19 protein-coding genes are annotated in these 19,642 nt (G+C 69.3%); 8 read left to right on the top strand and 11 right to left on the bottom strand.

The features are described from left to right. Nucleotides 1–106 precede the first annotated feature (106 nt). Nucleotides 107–1,027: an RNA polymerase sigma factor SigJ gene (sigJ, locus tag H4W30_RS03300; RefSeq protein WP_192741431.1), complete on the top strand. Its 921-nt coding sequence runs from the start codon at nucleotides 107–109 to the stop codon at nucleotides 1,025–1,027. Between the two features lie 3 nt (nucleotides 1,028–1,030). Here the strand turns inward: sigJ and H4W30_RS03295 are convergent, their stop codons facing one another. The 7 genes from H4W30_RS03295 to H4W30_RS03265 form a co-directional block, all read right to left on the bottom strand. Further along, on the bottom strand, nucleotides 1,031–1,465 hold the full coding sequence (locus H4W30_RS03295) for an ester cyclase (protein WP_192741430.1): 435 nt from the start codon (nucleotides 1,463–1,465) through the stop codon (nucleotides 1,031–1,033). Next, the gene (locus H4W30_RS03290) at nucleotides 1,462–1,932 is read right to left on the bottom strand and encodes a carboxymuconolactone decarboxylase family protein (protein WP_192741429.1); all 471 of its coding nucleotides are present in this window, start codon (nucleotides 1,930–1,932) and stop codon (nucleotides 1,462–1,464) included. Before H4W30_RS03290 ends, H4W30_RS03295 begins: the two co-directional genes overlap by 4 nt. Nucleotides 1,933–2,065: 133 nt before the next feature. Further along, nucleotides 2,066–3,502: an MFS transporter gene (locus tag H4W30_RS03285; RefSeq protein WP_192741428.1), complete on the bottom strand. Its 1,437-nt coding sequence runs from the start codon at nucleotides 3,500–3,502 to the stop codon at nucleotides 2,066–2,068. Nucleotides 3,503–3,615: 113 nt separating this feature from the next. Then, a complete protein-coding gene (locus tag H4W30_RS03280) occupies nucleotides 3,616–4,914 on the bottom strand; it encodes an MFS transporter (protein ID WP_225948742.1) in 1,299 nt (432 codons plus the stop codon). Between the two features lie 5 nt (nucleotides 4,915–4,919). Then, entirely contained in the window at nucleotides 4,920–6,068 is a 1,149-nt protein-coding gene (gene dgoD / locus H4W30_RS03275; RefSeq protein ID WP_192741426.1) for a galactonate dehydratase, read from the bottom strand. An 11-nt stretch (nucleotides 6,069–6,079) separates the two neighbouring features. Continuing rightward, nucleotides 6,080–6,676: a 2-dehydro-3-deoxy-6-phosphogalactonate aldolase gene (locus H4W30_RS03270; RefSeq protein ID WP_192741425.1), complete on the bottom strand. Its 597-nt coding sequence runs from the start codon at nucleotides 6,674–6,676 to the stop codon at nucleotides 6,080–6,082. Then, complete coding sequence (locus tag H4W30_RS03265) at nucleotides 6,673–7,653, bottom strand: 2-dehydro-3-deoxygalactonokinase (protein ID WP_192741424.1); 981 nt, start codon at nucleotides 7,651–7,653, stop codon at nucleotides 6,673–6,675. Before H4W30_RS03265 ends, H4W30_RS03270 begins: the two co-directional genes overlap by 4 nt. 55 nt (nucleotides 7,654–7,708) lie before the next feature. Between H4W30_RS03265 and H4W30_RS03260 the strand changes: the two genes are divergently transcribed. Then, nucleotides 7,709–8,470, top strand: a complete 762-nt coding sequence (locus tag H4W30_RS03260) for an IclR family transcriptional regulator (RefSeq protein ID WP_192741423.1) — start codon at nucleotides 7,709–7,711, stop codon at nucleotides 8,468–8,470. 10 nt (nucleotides 8,471–8,480) lie between these two features. Here the strand turns inward: H4W30_RS03260 and H4W30_RS03255 are convergent, their stop codons facing one another. After that, nucleotides 8,481–9,644 carry a TetR/AcrR family transcriptional regulator gene (locus tag H4W30_RS03255; protein WP_192741422.1) on the bottom strand — a complete coding sequence of 388 codons (1,164 nt, stop codon included), beginning with the start codon at nucleotides 9,642–9,644 and terminating at the stop codon, nucleotides 8,481–8,483. 196 nt (nucleotides 9,645–9,840) lie between these two features. On the opposite strand from H4W30_RS03255, the gene H4W30_RS03250 reads away from it, so the two are divergent. The 3 genes from H4W30_RS03250 to H4W30_RS03240 all read left to right on the top strand — a co-directional run bounded on the left by H4W30_RS03250 (nucleotide 9,841) and on the right by H4W30_RS03240 (nucleotide 13,867). After that, on the top strand, nucleotides 9,841–11,403 hold the full coding sequence (locus H4W30_RS03250; RefSeq protein ID WP_192741421.1) for a long-chain-fatty-acid--CoA ligase: 1,563 nt from the start codon (nucleotides 9,841–9,843) through the stop codon (nucleotides 11,401–11,403). Nucleotides 11,404–11,446: 43 nt separating this feature from the next. Further along, nucleotides 11,447–12,637 (top strand): oxygenase MpaB family protein, encoded by a 1,191-nt coding sequence (locus H4W30_RS03245; protein WP_192741420.1) that lies wholly within the window; start codon nucleotides 11,447–11,449, stop codon nucleotides 12,635–12,637. Between the two features lie 369 nt (nucleotides 12,638–13,006). Beyond that, on the top strand, nucleotides 13,007–13,867 hold the full coding sequence (locus tag H4W30_RS03240) for a poly(ethylene terephthalate) hydrolase family protein (protein ID WP_192741419.1): 861 nt from the start codon (nucleotides 13,007–13,009) through the stop codon (nucleotides 13,865–13,867). 35 nt (nucleotides 13,868–13,902) lie between these two features. On the opposite strand, the gene H4W30_RS44455 is transcribed toward H4W30_RS03240, so the two are convergent. Next, on the bottom strand, nucleotides 13,903–16,170 hold the full coding sequence (locus H4W30_RS44455; RefSeq protein WP_192741418.1) for an ATP-binding protein: 2,268 nt from the start codon (nucleotides 16,168–16,170) through the stop codon (nucleotides 13,903–13,905). A gap of 130 nt (nucleotides 16,171–16,300) precedes the next feature. Between H4W30_RS44455 and H4W30_RS03230 the strand changes: the two genes are divergently transcribed. Next, nucleotides 16,301–16,810 carry a hypothetical protein gene (locus H4W30_RS03230; RefSeq protein ID WP_192741417.1) on the top strand — a complete coding sequence of 170 codons (510 nt, stop codon included), beginning with the start codon at nucleotides 16,301–16,303 and terminating at the stop codon, nucleotides 16,808–16,810. Here H4W30_RS03230 and H4W30_RS03225 read toward each other — a convergent pair. Further along, nucleotides 16,807–17,268: a cupin domain-containing protein gene (locus H4W30_RS03225; protein ID WP_192741416.1), complete on the bottom strand. Its 462-nt coding sequence runs from the start codon at nucleotides 17,266–17,268 to the stop codon at nucleotides 16,807–16,809. The genes H4W30_RS03230 and H4W30_RS03225 overlap by 4 nt on opposite strands. Nucleotides 17,269–17,347: 79 nt before the next feature. On the opposite strand from H4W30_RS03225, the gene H4W30_RS03220 reads away from it, so the two are divergent. Together H4W30_RS03220 and H4W30_RS03215 are read left to right on the top strand one after the other, a co-directional pair. Next, entirely contained in the window at nucleotides 17,348–17,797 is a 450-nt protein-coding gene (locus tag H4W30_RS03220) for a MarR family winged helix-turn-helix transcriptional regulator (RefSeq protein WP_318780518.1), read from the top strand. A 51-nt stretch (nucleotides 17,798–17,848) separates the two neighbouring features. Further along, nucleotides 17,849–18,466, top strand: coding sequence for a carbonic anhydrase (locus H4W30_RS03215; RefSeq protein ID WP_192741414.1), 618 nt, complete (start codon nucleotides 17,849–17,851; stop codon nucleotides 18,464–18,466). Here H4W30_RS03215 and chrA read toward each other — a convergent pair. Continuing rightward, nucleotides 18,463–19,635, bottom strand: coding sequence for a chromate efflux transporter (gene chrA, locus H4W30_RS03210; RefSeq protein ID WP_192741413.1), 1,173 nt, complete (start codon nucleotides 19,633–19,635; stop codon nucleotides 18,463–18,465). The two genes, H4W30_RS03215 and chrA, sit on opposite strands and share 4 nt — an antisense overlap. Nucleotides 19,636–19,642 lie beyond the last annotated feature (7 nt).

Below are 19,642 nucleotides of genomic sequence, written 5' to 3'. Positions count from 1 at the left end.
CCCAATTCCTTCATCGACGTGGCCAGGCGCGGGCAGTGACCTCACAACCGGCGGGCGTGTCTCGTCGTACCCGGGACAACGCACGAGACCCAGGGGGCGACTTTCGATGACCGAACGCACACAAGACCCGCTCGACCCGGCGTTGACGGCGATAGTGAGTGAGCGGCGCCAGCTGATCGGGCTGGCGTATCGCCTGGTCGGTTCGCTTTCCGAGGCCGAGGACGTGGTGCAGGAGACCTACACCCGCTGGTACGCCTTGTCCCCGGCACAGCGGGAAGCGATCGACTCCCCCGGTGCCTGGCTGACCACCGTCGCCGGCCGCATCTGCCTGGACCTCCTCGGTTCGGCCCGCAAGCGGCGGGAACGTTACGTCGGCGAGTGGCTGCCCGAACCGGTGCCGGGACATGTCGAGTGGACGACCCTGCGCCCGCCCACCGACGATCCGGCCGACCGGATCACCCTCGACGAGTCGATCAACATGGCGTTTCTCGTCGTGCTCGAGTCGCTGACACCGGCCGAGCGGGTCGCGTTCGTCCTGCACGACGTCTTCCGCTACCCCTTCGCCGAGGTCGCGGCGATCGTCGGCCGCAGCCCGGCCGCCTGCCGTCAGCTGGCGACCTCCGCCCGCCGCCGCATCCGCGCGTCGCGGCTCGTGCCCGCGCCGGTCGCCCGGCAGGCGGACCTCGTCAAGGAGTTCAAGAAGGCGTGGGAGGCCAAGGACATCGAAGCCCTCATCGGTCTCCTGGATCCGGACGTCAAGGCGGCCAGTGACGGCGGAGGTGTCGTCAGGGCCGCGCTGCACCCGTTCGAAGGGCGGGAGGAGGTCGCGTCCTATCTCCTCACGGTGGCGCACCTGACGTCCGGCATCGATCTGGTGGAGCGGGAGGTCAACGGACTGCCCGGCCTCGTGCTCCAGCAGGCCGGGCGGACCGTCGCCGTCTTCGCGTTCCACGTCGCCGACGACCGCATCCAGCGCATCTGGGGGATGCGGAACCCGGAGAAACTGCGGCCGTGGGCAGACGCCTGATCGCTACGCCGCGAGGGCGCCGAGTTGCCGAAGCTGGGTGAGGACGTCAACCACACCCCAGATCTCGGCGACCCGCCCTCCGGCGAAGCGGAGGATGAAGATCTCACCGTAGGAAACCGGTTTCCCGGTGGCGGGCATTCCCCGGTACTCGCCCCCATGGGTGCCGGTGACGGTGTTCCGGCAGACGATCTTGTCGCCGTCGGCGAGCACGTCCTCGGCCGTGACCCGCAGGTCCGGGAACGCGCGAAGCAGCACCGTCCATACCTGTTTCAAGGCCTGTGGCCCTGACGCCTCCATCGGCACCGGCGCGTGGAACACCGCGTCCGGGGCGACGACCTCGTCGATCATCTTCTCGATGACGTCGTAGCTGCCACTGTTGGTCGCGTCGTGGAAGCGGTCGAACGCCGCCCGGTTGCGGGCTGTCTCGGCGGCGGTCATGCGAACTGCCCGACCCGGTAGTCGCCGCCAGGGTTCTGGATGATGCCGTTCATCCGGTTGAAGGCGTTGATCAGCGAGATCACGCCCACCAATGCGGCGAGCTGGTCCTCGTCGAAATGCTTGGCGGCGTTCGCCCACGCCTCATCGGTGACGACGCCGCCGTCGGCCATCCGGCAGGCCTGCTCGGTCACCTCCAGCGCGGCACGCTCGGCCTCGGTGAAGCAGTTCGCCTCCCGCCATACGGCGACCAGGTTGATCCGCACGTCCGTTTCGCCCGCGGCGGCCGCTTCCTTCGTGTGGATGTCCAGGCACACCGCGCAGCCGTTGATCTGGCTCGCGCGCATCCGTACCAGTTCCTGGATCGTGAGCGACAGCGGCGAGTCGACCAGCCCCTTGTTCGCCGAGACGAGAGCCTTCACGAACTTTCCGCCGACCTGGTTGCCGAAGTAGTCGAGCCTGGCGTTCATCGCGATCTCCTTGCGTTGGTGGATGTTCCTGTCCAACCGACGAGGCAGCCGCGCGGAATGTGAGGCCGGGCCCGAAAACGCGTGTGGAGGGCGGACCTGGAACGGTCTCACCCTCCACACGGGATACAGCCGGTCATCGCGACACCGCCGGTTCACCTCCGCTGATCTCGCTCGGCTCGGGCTTCGGGGCGCGCAGGGTGGCCATGGCCAGGAAGCCACCGGCGACCGCGACTCCCGCGGCCCCGAGGAACGCGGCCGAGTAGCCGCCGGTCAGCGCGACCGGGTCCCCGATCCGCCCCGCGCCGAACGACACGCCGACCGCGGTCATCGCGGCGAGACCGAGTGCCGAACCGATCTGGTACGAGGTGTTCACGATCCCCGACGCCAGCCCGCCTTCCTCCGGTTTCGCGCTGGAGATGGCGGTGCCGAGCGACGGGATGAACGCGAGCGCCTGGCCGAGTGCCGCGACCAGCGACGCGGGCAGGACGTCGACGACGAAATTGCCCGTCGGGCTGACGAACGACAGCCACACCAGACCCGCGGCGAGTGCCCACAGGCCACCGATGATCATCTTCTTCGGCCCGAACCGGCCGATCAGCTTCGGTGCGACCGCGACCATCAGCACGACGATCAGCACGGTCATCGGCAGCAGCGCGGCACCGCTGGCGAAGGCCCCGTATCCGAGGACCTGCTGCAGGTACAGGTTGAGGAAGTACCACATCGGGATCCACGCCGCGCCCAGCAGGAACTGCGCGAGGTTCGCGCCGCCGAGGTTCGGCGTCCGGAAGATCCCCAGCCGTACCAACGGAACCTCACGCCGGCGCTGGATCAGCACGAACACCGCCAACAACGCGACACCGCCGACCAGCGCGCCCCACGTGCCCGCCGAGTCCCAGCCCGCTTCCGGTGCCCGCACGACGCCGAACACGGTCAGCCCGAGGCCCGCGGTCGCCGCGATGGCGCCGGCGATGTCGACCGAACCACGCCGTGCGGGCGCGGACGGCATCAGCTTGCCGGTCGCCAGGATCGCGATGAGCGAAATCGGGACGTAGAGCCAGAAGATCCACGGCCACGACAGCCATTCAGTGATCACGCCGCCGAGGAACACCCCCGCCGTACCACCGGCCGGAGCGGCCGCGCCGTAGAGCGCGAGCGCCTTGGTCAGCTCACGGGGACGCGCGCCGAACAGCATCATCAACAGGGTCAGCGCGGACGGAGCGATCAGCGCCGCTCCCGCGCCTTGCAGTACCCGGCCGAGCAGTTCGACCCACGCGGTGCCCGCGACCGCGGCGACCACGGAACCGCCGAGGGTGACGACCCAGCCGGCGGTGAACATCTTCCGCGCGCCGAACAGGTCCGAGAGGCGTCCGCCGAGCAGCAGCAGCCCGGCCAACGCGATGACGTAGGCGTTGAACACCCACGACAGGTCGCCCGGGGAGAACCCGAGGTCCTGCTGCATCGCGGGGAGCGCGACGCCGATGATCGAGGTGTCCATGATGACCATGAACTGGGCCAACGCGATGAGTCCCAGCGCCCACCACCGTCGTGGGTCCGGGGATGTCTCCGCCATGACGACCGTCCTTTCGAGAACTTGATACCCCCAGGGGGTACCTGACGGAGACGAAGTTATGCCAGGCCCACACTCGGCGCAAGTACCCCGAGGGGGTATCTATGTAGCGCTGGTCACAGCCGCTCCGCGACGCGCTCGACCTTGCCGACCAGGAGGACGTAGGACAGGATCCCGGCGACCGTGATCACGGTCATGTAGGCGAAACCGGGCGCGAAGCTGTCGTCGGTGACGATCAGGCCGATGACGATCGGGGTGGCGATCGACGACAGGTTCCCGATGAAGTTGAACATCCCGCCGGTCAGCCCGAGCAGCCGTCGCGGGGCCAGCGCCGAGACCAGCGACCAGGTGATCGACGCGAGCCCGTTGCCGAAGAAGGCGATCGACAGGATGACGATGACCAGCGTCGTCGAATCGGTGAAGCCCGCGGCGACCATCACGGTGCTCAGCAGCAGACCCGCGATGATCGGTCCCTTCCTCGCCACCCCGAGCGAAGCCCCACGGCGGACCAGGAAGTCCGACAGGACACCGGAAGCCAGCACACCGACCAGCGCCGCGATGAACGGCAGCGACGCCAGGAAGCCGGACTTGATGTAGTCCATCTCCCGGTATTCGACGAGATACGTGGGGAACCAGGTGAGGAAGAACCAGAGCGTCGAGGTCAGGCAGAACTGTCCGAAGTAGATTCCCCACAGCTTCCGGCTGCCCAGCACCGTCGCCAGATCCGCGCGGGTGATCCGCGCCCGCTCCGGCCGTTCACGCGGCAGGTCCACCAGGCCGCCGCCGGTGCGGATCAGCTCGACCTCGGCCTCGTTGGCCCGCGAGTCGCGCGGCTCCCGGTACTTCGCGTACCAGAGCACCGCCCAGAGGATGCCGACCAGACCGGTGGCGATGAACACCCAGTGCCACGAAAGCACGGTCTGCAGCCAGGACAGCACCGGCGTCAGCAGCGCGAGCCCGATGAACTGGCCCGAGGTGTAGAAACCGATGGCCGTGGCACGTTCGCGTTCCGGGAACCAGACGGTCGCGATCTTGCTGTTGATCGGATAGGCGGGTGCCTCGAAGACACCGACCATCAGCCGCAACGCGATCAGCGCCACGAATCCGCCGATGATCCCCATGAAGAACGTCGCGAGCGACCACAGGATCAGGCACGCCGGGTAGAGCAGCCGTGGCGGGATCTTGTCGACCAGCCAGCCGCCGGGCAGCTGCAACGCGGCGTAGGTCCAGCCGAAGGCCGACAGCAGCAGGCCCTGTTCCGCTTTGGTCAGCTCGAGTTCGCCGGCGATCGCGGGCATCGCGATCGACAGGTTCGAGCGGTCGAGGTAGTTGATGACGACGGTGACGAACAACATCACCGCGATGAGCACCCGGAACCGGGTCGGGCGCACAGTGGTTTGGACGGAAGTCGTCATCGGGCTCACCATTCCGCGAACGAGCCGTCGGTGTGCCGCCACACCGGATTCCGCCAGCGATGTCCCTCGGCCGCGCGTTCGGCGACGTACGCCTCGTTGATCTCGATGCCCAGCCCCGGCCCGCGGGGAATGACGACCTGTCCCTCGTCGTAGGCGAACACCGACGGATCCGCCAGGTAATCCAGGAGATCGTTGCTCGTGTTGTAGTGGATGCCGAGGCTCTGTTCCTGGATCGTCGCGTTGTAACAGCCCGCGTCGATCTGCAGGCAGGCCGCCAGCGCGATCGGGCCGAGCGGGCAGTGCAGGGCCAGGCCGACGTCGTAGGCCTCCGCCATATGCGCGATCTTGCGCGCTTCGGTGATGCCGCCGCAGTGCGACGGGTCCGGCTGGATGATGTCGACGGCGCCCGAGGCCAGCACCGCCTTGAAATCCCACCTCGAGTACAGCCGCTCGCCGAGCGCGATCGGGATCGGCGAGTTGCGAAGGATCTCGGCGAACCCGTCGACGTGCTCGGACAGCACCGGTTCCTCGACGAACATCAGCCGGTACGGCTCCAGTTCACGCAGCAGGACCTTGGCCATCGGCTTGTGCACACGGCCGTGGAAGTCCACCCCGATGCCGATGTTCGGGCCCACCGCCTGGCGCACGGCGTCCACGTTGGCCACACAGCGGTCGACCTTGTCCCAGGTGTCCAGATAGGACAGTTCCTCGGTGCCGTTCATCTTCACCGCGCTGAACCCGCGATCGACCACCTCACGCGCGGCACGGGCGGTCTCGGCGGGGCGGTCACCGCCGATCCACGAGTACACCTTGATACGGTCGCGTACCCGGCCGCCGAGCAGCTCGTGCACCGGGACGCCGAGCGCCTTGCCCTTGATGTCCCACAGCGCCTGGTCGATCCCGGCCAGCGCGCTCATGTGGATACCGCCGCCGCGATAGAACCCGCCGCGGTAGAGCACGGTCCACAGATCCTCGATCTGCGAAGGATCCTTGCCGATCAGGTAGTCGGAAAGCTCCTCCACGGTGGCGGCCACCGACGCGGCCCGGCCCTCCAGGACCGGTTCACCCCAGCCGGTGACGCCCTCGTCGGTTTCGATCTTCAGGAACGACCAGCGCGGCGGCACCTGATATGTCGTCATTGACACGATCTTCATGGGTTTCTTCCTTAGTCCTGGTGCCAGATCTCAGAGAATTCGCGAGCGCGGACGCCGACCGCGTCCGCGCCGTCACCCGGCCGGTAGAGGCAGGAACCCAGCCCCGCCCCGGCCGCCCCGGCGGCGGCCCAGTCCGCCAGGTTCGTTTCGTCGACGCCGCCGACCGGCAGCAGCCCGATTTCGCGCGGCAGTACGGCACGCCACGCCTTCATGCCCCCGATCCCGACCGCGCCGGCGGGGAACAGCTTGAGATTCCGCGCTCCCGCGGCCACCGCGGCGAAGGCCTCGGTGGGCGTGGCCACGCCGGGATACGGCGTCATCCCCTCGGCCACGGCGGCGGAGATCACCGCGGGATCGGTGTTGGGTGCCACGATCATCCGCGCTCCGGCCGCCCGCGCCCGGCCGACGTCTTCGGTGGTGAGCACGGTGCCCGCGCCGATCTCGCACCATTCGCCGAACGCGTCGGCGAGCAGGCGGACGCTCTCGAACGGCTCGGGTGAGTTCAGTGGCACCTCGATGGCGGGGAATCCCGCGTCGACGAGCGCCCGGCCGATGCCGACGACCTCGGCCGGGGTCACCCCGCGCAGGATCGCGATCAAACCGGTCACGGCTTCAGTGTCCTTTCGAGACGGTCTTCGAGCAGTCCGGCGGCCGTCGCGATACGCCACAGCCCCCGGGCGGTGATCTCCTCGGAGAGCACGGTGGCCTCCACTCCCCGTTCGGCGAGGGCGGCGGCATAACGACGGCAGAGTTCGCGCGCTCCACAAAGGACGACGTGCGTTTCCGACGCGTGGAGCAGATGCGAGACCTCGTCGGCGATCAGGACACCGGAGAGGTAGTCGGGCAACGACTCCGGTGCCAGTACGCCGTCGAGCACGAGCGGCCGGGCGCCGAACGCCTCGGTGGCGAGCCCTCGCGAACGCCGTCCCGCGGCCAATCCCCGCGAGAAGGCGGCGTCATCGGCGACCGGGTCGGCGGCCGTGCGGGCGAGGATGCCGTGCGCGGTCAGCAATCCGTACAGTTCGCCGGTCATCGCGGTGGTGAAGCCGGTGACGACCCCCTCCTCGACGCGGACCCATTTGCTGTGCGTCCCGGGGAGCACCACGGTGAGCGATCCGCCGGGGTGCGCGAGCGTCTCGAGCGCGCCGGCGAGTTGCGTTTCCTCGCCGCGGATCACGTCGCCCGGGTCGTCACCGGACGGGATCCGCAGCCCCGGCACGAGATGGAGCACGCCGTCGCGATGAAAAACCGGGACGAGCGAAGGGAAATCGAGCGGCGCCGGGACGGTGCGATAGCCGGAGTCGGCCCAGCCCTGCGCGCTGCCCACCATCCCGGAAGCGAGCGCGGGAAGCCCGGGGCAGGCCGTCAGCCAGTCGCCGCAGGCCTGCCGGAAGGCCGACTCGTAGGCGGCCGCCTTCGCTCGCGGGTCCCGGAGGTCCACGTCCTCGGTCGTGGTGAGCAGTCCGCGCCCGGTGTCGCGGGCGTCGAGGATCCCGCCGTCCCTGCCGAGCAGCCAGGCGCGCTGACCGGAGGTTCCCCAGTCGAGCGCGATCAAGGCGGGTTCAGTGTCGGTCACGAGCGACATCGTGCGGTCGCGTTCCCGATAATGCGATCGCCGTCCCTATATGTAGGATTCAGCCATGTCCGACACGGCACCGCCCGGCACCCAGACCCTCGCCAGAGGCCTCGCGGTGATCCGCGCGGTCGCGAACGGCGCGACCGATCTCCGTGCCCTGGTCGACCACACCGGCCTGGGCCGGAGCACCGTGCACCGGCTGGTCCAGCTGCTGGTCAGCGAGGGTTACCTGCGCAGCGGACGGGACGGCTACACACTCGGGCCGTCCTTGATCGAGCTGGGTTTCCAGGCCCTGCACGGAAGTCCGCTGCCGGTGGTCGCCCGGCCGATGCTGGAGGAGCTGGCGGAACAGTTGCGGGACACCGTGCACCTGGCCGTCCGCGACGGGGATTCCGTGCTGTACCTGGACAAGCTGCCGGGTTCACGGGGCGCGGAGATGCGCTCCCGCATCGGGCACCGGATGCCGTTGACCCGCACCGGGGTCGGCATGGCGCTGCTGCTGGATTCCGCGCCGGAGTGGCGGGAGCTGTACCTGGCCGAGACACCGGCGGAACCCGGCCGGGTGCGCCCGGAGGACGTCGACGCCTTCCTGGCGCGGATGCGCGAGTACGCGGAATCCGGGGTGGCGATGGACCTGGAGGACAACGAACCGGGGATCCGCTGTGTCGCGGCGCCGATCCGGGACGCCACCGGCGCGATCGCCGGCGCCATCAGCGTTTCGGCGACCCGGCCGTACATGCCCGCCGCCCGGATGCGCGGCCTGAACCGCGTCGTCGGCCGCGCGGCGCGACAGGTCTCCGCCGGGCTCGGCCACCGCGAACCCTAGCGACGGTCCGTCAGACACCCAAAGCGCCCACGAGCAACGCACTGACGGCGTCACGGTTGGCGGGGACGTCCTCCCAGCGCAGCCTCCGGCCCGCTTCGACCACCACCCCGAAACCCGCGTGCACGAGCACCCTCGCCTGACGCTGGTCGAGTTCCGGCCTGGCCGACCGTAATTCCCTTTCCCAGACTGCGATGTGCTCGCGCTGCGCGTTGACCAAGGGCCGCTGGAGAGCCGCGGGGAGGCCGACCAGTTCCGCGTTGGCGACGCTCGTGAGCGCGGTGTGCTCGAAGCTGTACGCCACATAAGTCCGCGCCAAGGCGCGCAGGGCTTCGCCCGGGTCGTCGACACCACGGAGGTTCTGTTCCACCGCCTGGGCCAGAATCCCCGCGGCCTGCAGGCAGGCGGCGGCGAGGATGTCGGCCTTACCGGGGAAATACCGGTAGAGCGCGGACGGCACCAACCCCACCGCCTCGGCGATCCGGCCGTTCGTGACGTTGGCGAAGCCGTCCTGTTCGAACAACGGGATGGCCGCCGCGATGATCTCCGAACGCCTGGTCCGCGACACCGGGCTGGACGGCAGCTCGACGGCGTGCGTGTTCCCGCCGCCCGTCACCGGGTCGGTCGCGGCCACCCGCAGCGCCGACTCCACCAGCACCTCTTCGACCCGGCGCTGGGCGATCGACGTGCGGTGCATCGTGATGGACCCGATCACGCCGAGCGCCGCCACGGCCCGCAGGCCCGCGCCGGGGAGCGGGTACTCCCGCTGCACCGCGTCGGCCACCCGGTCCACGACCTGACCGAACTTCAGCGCGAGCGAATGCCGGTCCTCGCGATCGAGATACCGGGATTCCCAGCGGTACAGGCCGCTCGACGCCCGATGGGTGACCGTGCCCCGCGTGACGGCGGCGAGGACCTCCGCCAGCGGCGCGCCGGGCGCGACCTCGTCGAGGGTGGCGACGAGCCGGTCGGCCATGACGTTCGCGCACGCGGCGAACAGCGCGTACTTGTTCGGGAAGTGCCGGTACAGGGCCGCCGCGGTGATGCCGACGCCGGTGGCGATCTCCTCCATCGACGCCGCGTGGTAGCCGTGCTCACTGAAGATCCGCCCGGCCGCGTCGACGATCGTCTGCTTGCGGTTGCGGGGCCGGACGGCCGCGGTCGAGTCGGCGCTCATCGCGGGCGCCGAGCGGCTGCGGACGGGAACTGGGCCATGCGGGGAAGTCAACCACGAACCGGATCACCGGCACGGGAGCTGACCGGCGAAGACCGCGTCCTGATGTGATTCTCGATTAACTTATGGCTTCTCAACCGGCGGCTTGGCATGCATACTGGCCTCGCGACCAGTCCCGTTCCGACACCTGAGGATGGCCATGTCGACCGCTTCGGCTCCCGCCTCGTCCTTCCGGCACCACTGGATGGCGCACGCGGCGACGCACGCGATGATGCGTCCGGACAAGCCCGCCCTGCGGTACCTCGGGGAGACGACCACCTGGGCGGAGCTCTCCGAGCGGTCCTTGCGGCTGGCCGCCGGACTCGCCGCGCGAGGGGTCGCCGAAGGCCATCGGGTGGCCACGCTGACCTTGAACCACCCGTGGTTCGTGGAAACCGTGTTCGCGGCGAACAGCCTGGGCGCCATGGCCGTCCCGCTCAGCTTCCGGCTCGCGCCGGCGGAACTCGACTACATCCTGGCCGACTGCACGCCGTCCGCCATCGTCGTCGACGAGCGGCTGCTGCCCCTGCTCCACGCCGCGCCGAACGCCGCGTCGATCGAGACGGTGCTCGTCCTCGGCGAGCCGGATGTGGGCCGGACAGCGTACGAGGAGTTCCTGACCGCGCACGAACCGCTGGAACTGCCCGACGTCAGCGAGGAGTCGACGGCGCTGATCATGTACACCTCGGGCACCACCGGCAGGCCGAAAGGGGTGCTGCTGTCCCATCGCAACCTGCAGATGCAGGCGATCACCTGCATCCGGGCGATGAAGATCTTCGACGACACCGACGTCGCGTTCCTGACCGCGCCCTTCTTCCACATCGCGGGCCTGGGTTCGATCGTGGCGAACTTCCTGGTCGGCGGCGTGGTCGTGATCCATCCACTGGGCGCCTTCGATCCGCGCGCGGTGCTGGACGCCTACGAACGCGAGGGCGCCACCGTGGTGTTCAACGTCCCTCAGCAATGGGACCTGATCTGCGCCCAGCCGGATATCGCCGAACGCGACCTGAAACTGCGGATCATCAGCTGGGGCGCGGCTCCCGCGTCCAGGGCGACGCTCCTCGCCATGGCCGAGAAATTCCCCGGCGCCCTCAACGTGGCCGTGTTCGGCCAGACCGAGACCTCCCCGATCACGTGCGTCCTCAGCGGCGAGGACTCGATGCGCAAACTCGGCTCCGTCGGCAAACCGATCCCGGCCCTTCAATACCGCGTCGTGGACGACGACATGAACGACGTCGCACCGGGCGAGGTGGGCGAGATCGTCTATCGCGGTCCGACAGTGACCAAGGGGTACTGGAAGAAACCGCAGGAGACCGCGGAAGCCTTTGCCGGTGGCTGGTTCCACTCCGGCGATCTGGTCTCCCAGGACGAAGACGGTTTCGTCTGGGTGGTCGACCGCAAGAAGGACATGATCATCAGCGGCGGCGAGAACATCTACTGCGCCGAACTGGAGAACGCGATCTCCGCGCATCCGGCGGTACTGGAGGTCGCCGTGATCGGCAGGCCCGACGAGCGCTGGGGCCAGGTGCCGGTCGCGTTCGTCACCACCCCGCCGGACGGCGGGCCGTCCTTGGCGGAACTGGCCGGATTCCTCGACGGCAGGCTCGCGTCCTTCAAGCTGCCCAAGGATCTCGTGGTCGTCCCCGAACTCCCGCGCAACGCGGGCGGGAAGGTCGTCAAGGGTTCGCTCCGCGACCTGGACGAGAAACGCGCACGTCACTAGCGAATCACTCATCGGATACCTACCAAGGAAGTTAGGTCAGTAAATGAGCGATCTCAGCAGGAGGAATGTTCTGTCCCTAGGTGTCGCCTTGGGGCTGGTCGGTGCGGCGAGCGTGGCGCCGGCCTGGGGCGCGACACAGACCGGCTCGGCCGCCGACCCGTGGTGGGTCTGGGACGACGAAATCGACCGCATCATGGCGAGGATCCTCGAAGCGGGCGAGGTTCCGGCGGTCAACACCGCGATGAAATCCTGGGTGGACAACAACGATCCGCTGCCCGGCGGCCTGCCCGCCGATCTCGCCGGCTACCTCCGAGGCGTCCACAAGCTGCCGTCCTGGGCAGACCCCGCGAAGTTGCGTCGCGCGGCGGATTTCAACCGGCGCAAGGACACCTATCTGTTCATGTTGTACGGGCTCGGCAGCGGGATCATGAGCACCGTCATCCCGCGTGAGGCCAAATCGGTCTACTGGTCCGCGGGCGGGGCCGACATGCAGGACCGCGCGGCCAAGACGTTCACCTTCGGCTACGACCTGAGCGATCTGAACGCTTTCGAGCCCGACGGCCAGTTCGTGGTCACCGCCAACAAGACCCGGCTCGTGCACGCCGCGGTGCGGCATCTGCTGCCGCAGTCGGCGCATTGGAAGGCCGTCGCGGACGAGCGGATCCCGATCAGCAACGGCGACATCCTGGTCACCTTCCACAGCCTCGGCACCTACGTGCACCGGAAGCTGCGCGAGTGGAAGGTCCCGATGTCGGCCGCCGACGAAGAGGCCTTCCTCCACATGTGGCAGGTCGCCATCCACCTGCTCGGCGTACGGGAAGAGTTCATCCCGAAGACGTGGGCCGCCGCGCACGCGCAATCGGCGCAGGTGCTCACCCCGATCCTTTCCCCGTCACACGAAGGGAAAGAGCTCGCCGAAGACCTGCTCGGGCTGACCGCGCAGATCGATCTGGGCGTCACTCGCGGCTTCCTCAACGAATTCGTGCGCTACGTGCTGAGCGACGCGATTGGCGACTGGCTCGGACTACGGCGTGACTACGCCTCCGCGGCCCTCATCCGCACCGCGTGGCCCGCCTACATCGCCTTCCGCGAGGGGCTGATCCCCGTCGTGCCCGCCGGCTTCTACATGTTCGACCAGCTGGTGCGCGCGCTGGCGATGTTGTTCCTCAACAAGGGCACCTCGCCGACGACCACCCCCATCACGATCCCGACCGGGAACCGGCCGGGGGCCTGACCGGTGATCGGAGGGGCTTCCCAAAGGTGACGTGATGCGAAAGCCACTTTCGCAACGTTGAAGGTTGCGAAAGTGGCTTTCGCAACGCCTCCGCGCCAGACCGCTCGGCTGAGGCACGCGGCCCCACGAACGCGTGTCGCGAAAGCCACTTTCGGGACATCAGACGTCGCGAAAGTGGCTTTCGCGACACGCCCCCACCGCCGCCCCCGACAACCAGGACGGATCTCACCATTCACGACCGCCGAATCCACCTCGGCGTGACAACTTTCCGCTTCTCAGTAGTTTCCACGACGCGCTTCTCCCCGGAACCCCGCTATATCTGGGAATCCGTTCCGGCCTCGGAACGGTTCTTCCGAGAGGACATGCGCAATGAAGCGTGGATCAACGTGGGGCGCCGCGGTTATCGGTGCGGTGACCGCACTTCTCGTGGCGGCGGTACCGGCCACCGCCGAAGAGAGTCCGTATGCCCGCGGCCCGGCGCCGACGAAAGCCAGTATCGAAGCGGATCGCGGCACGTTCCAGACCGCCACCGAGAAGGTCCCCGCCGGACAAGGTTTCGGCGGCGGGACGATCCACTACCCGACCGCCACCGGCCAGGGCACGTTCGGCGCGATCGCGATCGCGCCCGGCTTCCTGGAGTCGGAGGCGGCGATCGCCTGGTACGGCCCGCGGCTGGCGTCCCAGGGTTTCGTCGTCATCACGTTCTCGACCAACAGCGCCTGGGACACCCCGGACAGGCGCTCCGACCAGTTGCTCGCGGCGCTGCGTTACGTCACCGATTCGAGCCAGGCCAAGAGCCGTGTCGACCCGAACAGGCTGGCCGTCATGGGGCATTCGATGGGCGGCGGCGGGGCGCTGATCGCGTCACAGAAGGCGCCCACGCTGAAGGCGGCGATCCCGCTGACGGGCTGGAATCCGAACACGACGTTCTCCGACATGAAGGTCCCCACCTTCGTCGTCAGTGCCCAGAACGACTTCATCGCCCCGGACGGCTCTCATTCCCGGCCGTTCTACCAAAGCCTTCCCGCGTCGCTGGACAAGGCGTACATGCTGCTGGCCGGGGCCGGTCACATGGCGCCCACGAGCCCGAACGTGACCATCGCGAAGTACAGCCTTTCGTGGCTGAAACGCTTTGTGGACCAGGACACCAGGTACGACCAATTCCTGTGCCCGCTTCCGGCGAACGACCCGAAGATCGCCGTGTACCAAGGAACCTGCCCGATCGACTGACGCTGGACGTCCGCGGCCGCTGTGCTCCCCGCAGGTCACAGCGGCCGCTGCTCGACCCAGACGGCCAGCTGGGTCCGGTTCACGAAGTCGAGCTTGTGCGAGATGTGCTGCAGATGCGTCTCCACCGTGCGCCGGGCGATGACCAGCCTCGCCGCGATCTCCCGGTTGCTCAGCCCGGCCGCGACCAGGCGCGCGATCTCCGACTCGCGGGGTGTCAGCGGCGCGAGCACGGCCTGCTCGCCGACGGGCTCGGACGGCGGGCCGCTCAGGGCGTCGTGCGGGTTCCGCCGCCGTCCCTCGGCGAACGCGGCGTCGAACCGCGCCGCTCCCAAGGCGTCCCGGGTGGCCTGGTGGAACATCCGGTGGGTCGTGGTGACGGCCACGTCGGGCTCGGCACTGCAGCGTTCCCAAAGCGTGGCGGCGGTCCCGAACAGTTCCGCCGCACGGACCCAGTCCTCGCGGCGCGCGGCCACCCAGGCCAGGCCGTCCACCCGGTAGGCGGCGGACAGCACGTCGGAGGCGCGGAGGTCGATCTCCAGCGCGGCACGGATGCAGCGTTCTCCCTCGTCGAGATCTCCGCCGAAACAGACTTCGGCGACCCCCAGCCCGAACAGGGCCATGGAGCGATATCGGTACTCCCCCGCTTCCTCGCACTGCCGCCGCATCGAGCCCAGCAGCCTCCGCGCTCCCGGAAGATCACCGCGGTAGGCCAGCGCGACACCCTGGATGAACATCGGGTGCATCTGACGCCGGACGTCGCCTCGCTCACCGAAGATCCGCACGGCCTCCGCCGCCCGGGCCATGCTGTCCGGCTCGATCGACAGCATCCTCACGAAGGCACTCGCGTGCGCGACGTAGGGAGCCGCGTCTTCGTCTTCGATCGCCTCGGCGTCGGCCAGCCGCCGCCGGGCCCGCGGCAGATCCGCGTGCAGCGCCGCGCACAGGGCAGCGATCGCCAGCCCCCTCGCGCGCCCCGGGGTTTCCGGCGACGCCGCGTCGATCGCGCGATCGATCCAGTCCCGCAGTTCCCAGGCCGCGCCGCGGGCCACCCAGTACTCGATCGTGCCGGTGGCCATCTCCAACGCCACCGGGCTTTCGCCAGGGGTGCGAAGCGACCACGACAACGCTTCGCGGATGTCGGCGTGCGCGGCCGTCAGGCGCTCGTAGGCCTCGTCCTGCTCCGGGCCGAACCAGGTGTCGGCGGCCTGGGCGATGAGCCGGGCGTAGTGGTCGCGGTGCTTCCTCGCCACGGCGAGCTCGTCTCCGGAAGCGGCGAGCTGTCGTCCGCCGTATTCGCGGAGGAGCCGGAGCATCCGGTAGTGGACCTTGCCCGTGCCGTCGATCCGGCTCAGCACCGATTTGTCGACCAGACCGTCCACCGCGTCCAGTACGGCCAAGGAGTCCTCGGCACACACAGCCTCGACGCCCGCCAGGTCGAACTGCCCGGCGAACACCGAACAGCGTGCCCAGACGATCCGCTCGGTCTCGGTGCAGAGGGAGTGACTCCACTCGATCGTCGCGCGCAGCGTCCGATGCCGTTCGACGGGCATCCGGAGGCCGCTCGTCAGCACCGCCGAGTTCTGTTCGACCCGGTCGGCGATCTGCGACGGCGACAAGACGCGGATCCGGGCCGCCGCCAGTTCGATCGCCAGCGGTAGTCCGTCGAGGGCACGACAGAGGCGAACGACGTCCGCGACGTTGCCTTCGGTGACCTCGAACGCGGGCAGGACGTTGGCGGCCCGCTCCGCGAACAGCCGCACCGCACCGAAGGCGAGCGCCGCTTCAGGGGTGCCGATCCCGTCGTGGGGCACGGCCAAGGGCGGGATCGTCACGACCTGCTCACCGGCGAGCCCCAGGGAGCAGCGGCTGGTGGCGAGCACCACGAGCTCCCGGCATTCGCGCAGCAACGCCGTCACCAGCTCCACGCTGCCCTCGCGGAGATGTTCGCAGTTGTCCAGCAGCAGCAACGACGTCCGGGGACGCAGATACGCGACGACGGCGTCCAGGTCGGTGCGCCCCGCCGTGTCGTGCAGGCCGAGGCTGTCGGCGACCGCACGCGGGACGAGCCGTTCGTCCCGCAGTTCTCCCAGCCCGGCGACCGCGACACCGCCGGGGAACTCCCGGGTGAGCGAACTGGCCACCTGGGCCGCCAAGTGGGTCTTGCCCACCCCGCCGGCACCGGTCAAGGTCACCAGACGTCCCGCGCCGAGCAGCCGCCGGACCTCGTTCTCGTCGTCCGCACGGCTCACGTAAGTCGTCAGGGGCCGCCGCCGGACGTCCCGGACGTCACTGTCGCTCGTCATGCCTCATCACCCGCCGAACCGTCGATCGCCTATCGAAGCATGCCCTGCCGGGGTGACGTGGGCTGTTCACACCACAGCCGGGCCCGCGCCGCATAATGCCCCGGACCGGGAAGACACGTGGGGGCACTCGATGACCGACCAGCTCACCGCCGCGAGGGAACAGGTCGAACGCACCCTCGGCCCGAAGGTCGCGAAACGGCTCGCCGAGTTCGACGACGGGACCCTGTACGTGTCGGCCGGCGGGTGGGCGGAGTTCCTGGCCTGGCTGGTGGACTTCGCCGTCTACCTCCTGGGCACGGCGATCGGTTTCGTCGTGTTCGCGGTCGCCACCCGGAACAGGGTGATCCCCGACAGCGCGGCGCTGCTGACGCTGCTCGGCCTGCTGATCGGTGTCCCGGTCCTCTACGGCCTGTTCTTCGGCAACGGCCGCGTGCTCGGCGCCGTGTTCACCGGGACCCGGCTCGTCCGGATCAAGGACGGCGGGCGGATCGGCGCGGCGGCATGCTGGGCCATGGTCGTGCGCACCCTGCTGTTCCCCCTCCTGCTCGCCGCGATGGTGCTCACCGGATCGGGCGGCGTCGGCTCCGTCAGGAGGGTCAGCATCGACGAAGAGGCGACCCGGCGGCTCCGGATGGGCTAGGCGTCCCACTCCGGCGCGTCGACGAAGTGGACGTCGTACCGCTCGTGCAGGCGCTCGACCTCCTCCGGCGCGACGTTCCCGCGCAGGATCTCGGGCAGGACGCGGAAATACCCGAACCGGTCGACACCCGGCGCCAGCGTGATGAGGACGTCCGCGGCCCGGTCCGGCGGCGCGGCGAACGCGTGCCGCATCCCCGGCGGGATCACCACGTATCCCCCTCGCTCGACCGTGACCGTTTCTGCGCCAACCAGCATGCGTAGCGCTCCTTCCAGAACGTAGAAGGCCTCCGCGGATTTCTCGTGGTAGTGCGGTTTCGTGCCGGGTTCCCCGGCTCGGAGCGACAACCGGTTAGCGCCGAGAAACCCGCCCGTGTGCTCGCCGTCGGCCAGCAACCGCAACGCGGGCTTCTCGATGACCTCCGCGTCCTTCTCCTGCATCACCCAGGCTTCGTTCGCCATCTCGTTTCCCATCTAGTTGAAGTCTTCAACCAAAGCTAGACCGAAGTGGTTGAAGGCGTCAACTGTTACCGTGTGTGCCGTGACCGACTGGCTCGACACGGAACAGCAGCGCGACTGGCGGGCGTTCATCGAAGGCTCCGTGCGCTTCATCGACCTGCTCGACCGGCGGCTGCGCGAGGAGCACGGCCTTTCCCTGGCCGAGTTCGAACTCCTGGTGCGGCTGTCCGAAGCCACCGGCCGGTCGATGCGCATGGCGGACCTCGCGAAATCGGCGTACTACTCGCGCAGCCGGCTGTCGCACCGCGTCGGCGGGATGGAAAGCCGGGGCCTGGTCCAGCGGGAATCGACCGCCGACGACGGCCGTGGTGTGCGGGCGCGGCTCACCGACAAGGGGTACGAGACCCTGCTGCGCGCGGCACCGGACAACCTCCGCACCGTTCGCGACCACTTCGTGGACGTGATCGCGCCGGAAGACCTCCAGGCCGTCGGCCGCGCCATGCGCGCCGTCGCCGCGCGACTCGATTTGTGACGTGTGTCCGGTGAGCTGCCCGTCATGGCGCCACCCGGTAATGTCCCGATCATGAGCGACGCGCCGCCGACCCCTTCCGAGGCCTTCGACCTTCTGCTCTCCGGTAACCGGCGTTTCGTCGCCGGAACCCCGGAACACCCGAACCAGGACGCGGTACGCCGCGCCGAAACCGCTCCCGAACAGAGCCCTTTCGCCGTCCTCTTCGGCTGCTCCGACTCGCGACTGGCCGCCGAGATCATCTTCGACCGCGGGCTCGGCGACCTGTTCGTCGTCCGCACCGCGGGCCACGTCGCCGGTTCGGAGGTGCTGGGCAGCATCGAGTACGCCGTCAGCATCCTCAAGGCTCCCCTGGTCGTCGTCCTCGGCCACGACTCCTGTGGCGCCGTCGCCGCGACCCGCGCGGCCCTGACCGACGGGCTCGGCACCAACAGCTTCGTCCGCGACGTCATCGAGCGGGTCACCCCGAGTGTCCTCGCCGCCAAGGCCGCCGGGCTCACCGAGAACGACGACATCATCGACGAGCACATCCGCCACACCGTCGACCTCCTCGTCGACCGCTCCAGGCTGCTCGCCGAGAAGATCGAGGCAGGCGAGACCGCCGTCGCCGGGCTCTCGTACCACCTGGCCGACGGCAACGCGCGGGTCGTCACCACCCGCGGGCTGAACTAACTCGGCAGGAGCGCTCCCGCCAGCGCGAGTACGGTTCCGGCACCCGCCGCGACCAGGATCGTGGTCACCACTCCGCGCCGTAACACGAACAGCAGGACCCCGGCACCGGCGAGTACGGCGTACTGCCATGCCTGGGTCAGGCTGAGCGCGAGCGGGACCGCCGAGCCGAGGATGGCCCCGACGGCGGCCGGGCCGGCGCCGTCGAGGAACGCCCGCACGTTCGGGTTGCCGCGGAGCCGGTCGAAATGCTTGGCACCGAAGAGAATGAAGAGAAACGACGGGGCGAAGGCGACCAGCGAGGCGAGGATGCCACCGGCGAGCCCGGCCGCCGCGTAGCCGACGACGGCGACGGTCTGCACGACCGGCCCTGGGGTGACCTGGCCGAGCGCGACCGCGTTGAGGAACTCCCCCGCGGTCATCCAGCCGTAGGTGTTCACCGCGTCGTCCTGCATGAGCGGGATGATCACGAAACCGCCGCCGTAGGACAGCATCCCGACCTTGAGCGCCACCCACGCCACCGACGCGAACACCCCGGCGCCCGCGGCCGCGGCGGCCCAGGATTGGACGGGGACGGCGAACAGGGCGGCGGTGGACTCGCCGCGGCGTGCGCGGTTCACGGTCAGCTCGATCAGGCCGCAGCCCAGCAGGACGAGCACCAGCCACGGACCGAGGAAGGCGGCCGACGCGACACCCGCGACGAGGTACAGCGCCCAGCGCACGCGCCCCGTGGTGGCCGCGCGCCGCCACCCCGCCGGGATCAGGCCGACGCCCGCGTGCACCGCGACGGCGGCGACCGCCGCACCCGCTCCCGCACCGGCGCCGCGGACCCACGCCGGCGGCGAACCGGTGAGGAACAGCGCTGCCAGCGCCAAGATCACGATGAGACCGGGCACGATGAACGCCGCGCCGCCGACCAGCGCTCCCGCGCGGCCGCGCACCCGCCACGCGGTGAAGATCGCCAGCTGGGTCGACGCCGGGCCGGGCAGGAGGTTACAGGCGGCGATCGCGTCCTCGAACTCCTGATCCGACAGCCAGCCCCGGCGCTGCACGCACAATTTGCGCAGCAGGGCGATATGCGTCGGCGGGCCACCGAAACCGATGCAGCCGATCCGGCCCCATTCCCGCAGGACTGTTCCCAGGCCGGCGTCCTGAGTGGACTTGTGCGGCATCGCGGGC

The organism is Amycolatopsis roodepoortensis, assembly GCF_014873915.1.
GTDB lineage: Bacteria > Actinomycetota > Actinomycetes > Mycobacteriales > Pseudonocardiaceae > Amycolatopsis > Amycolatopsis roodepoortensis.
This window is presented reverse-complemented; position numbering and strand designations above follow the sequence as displayed.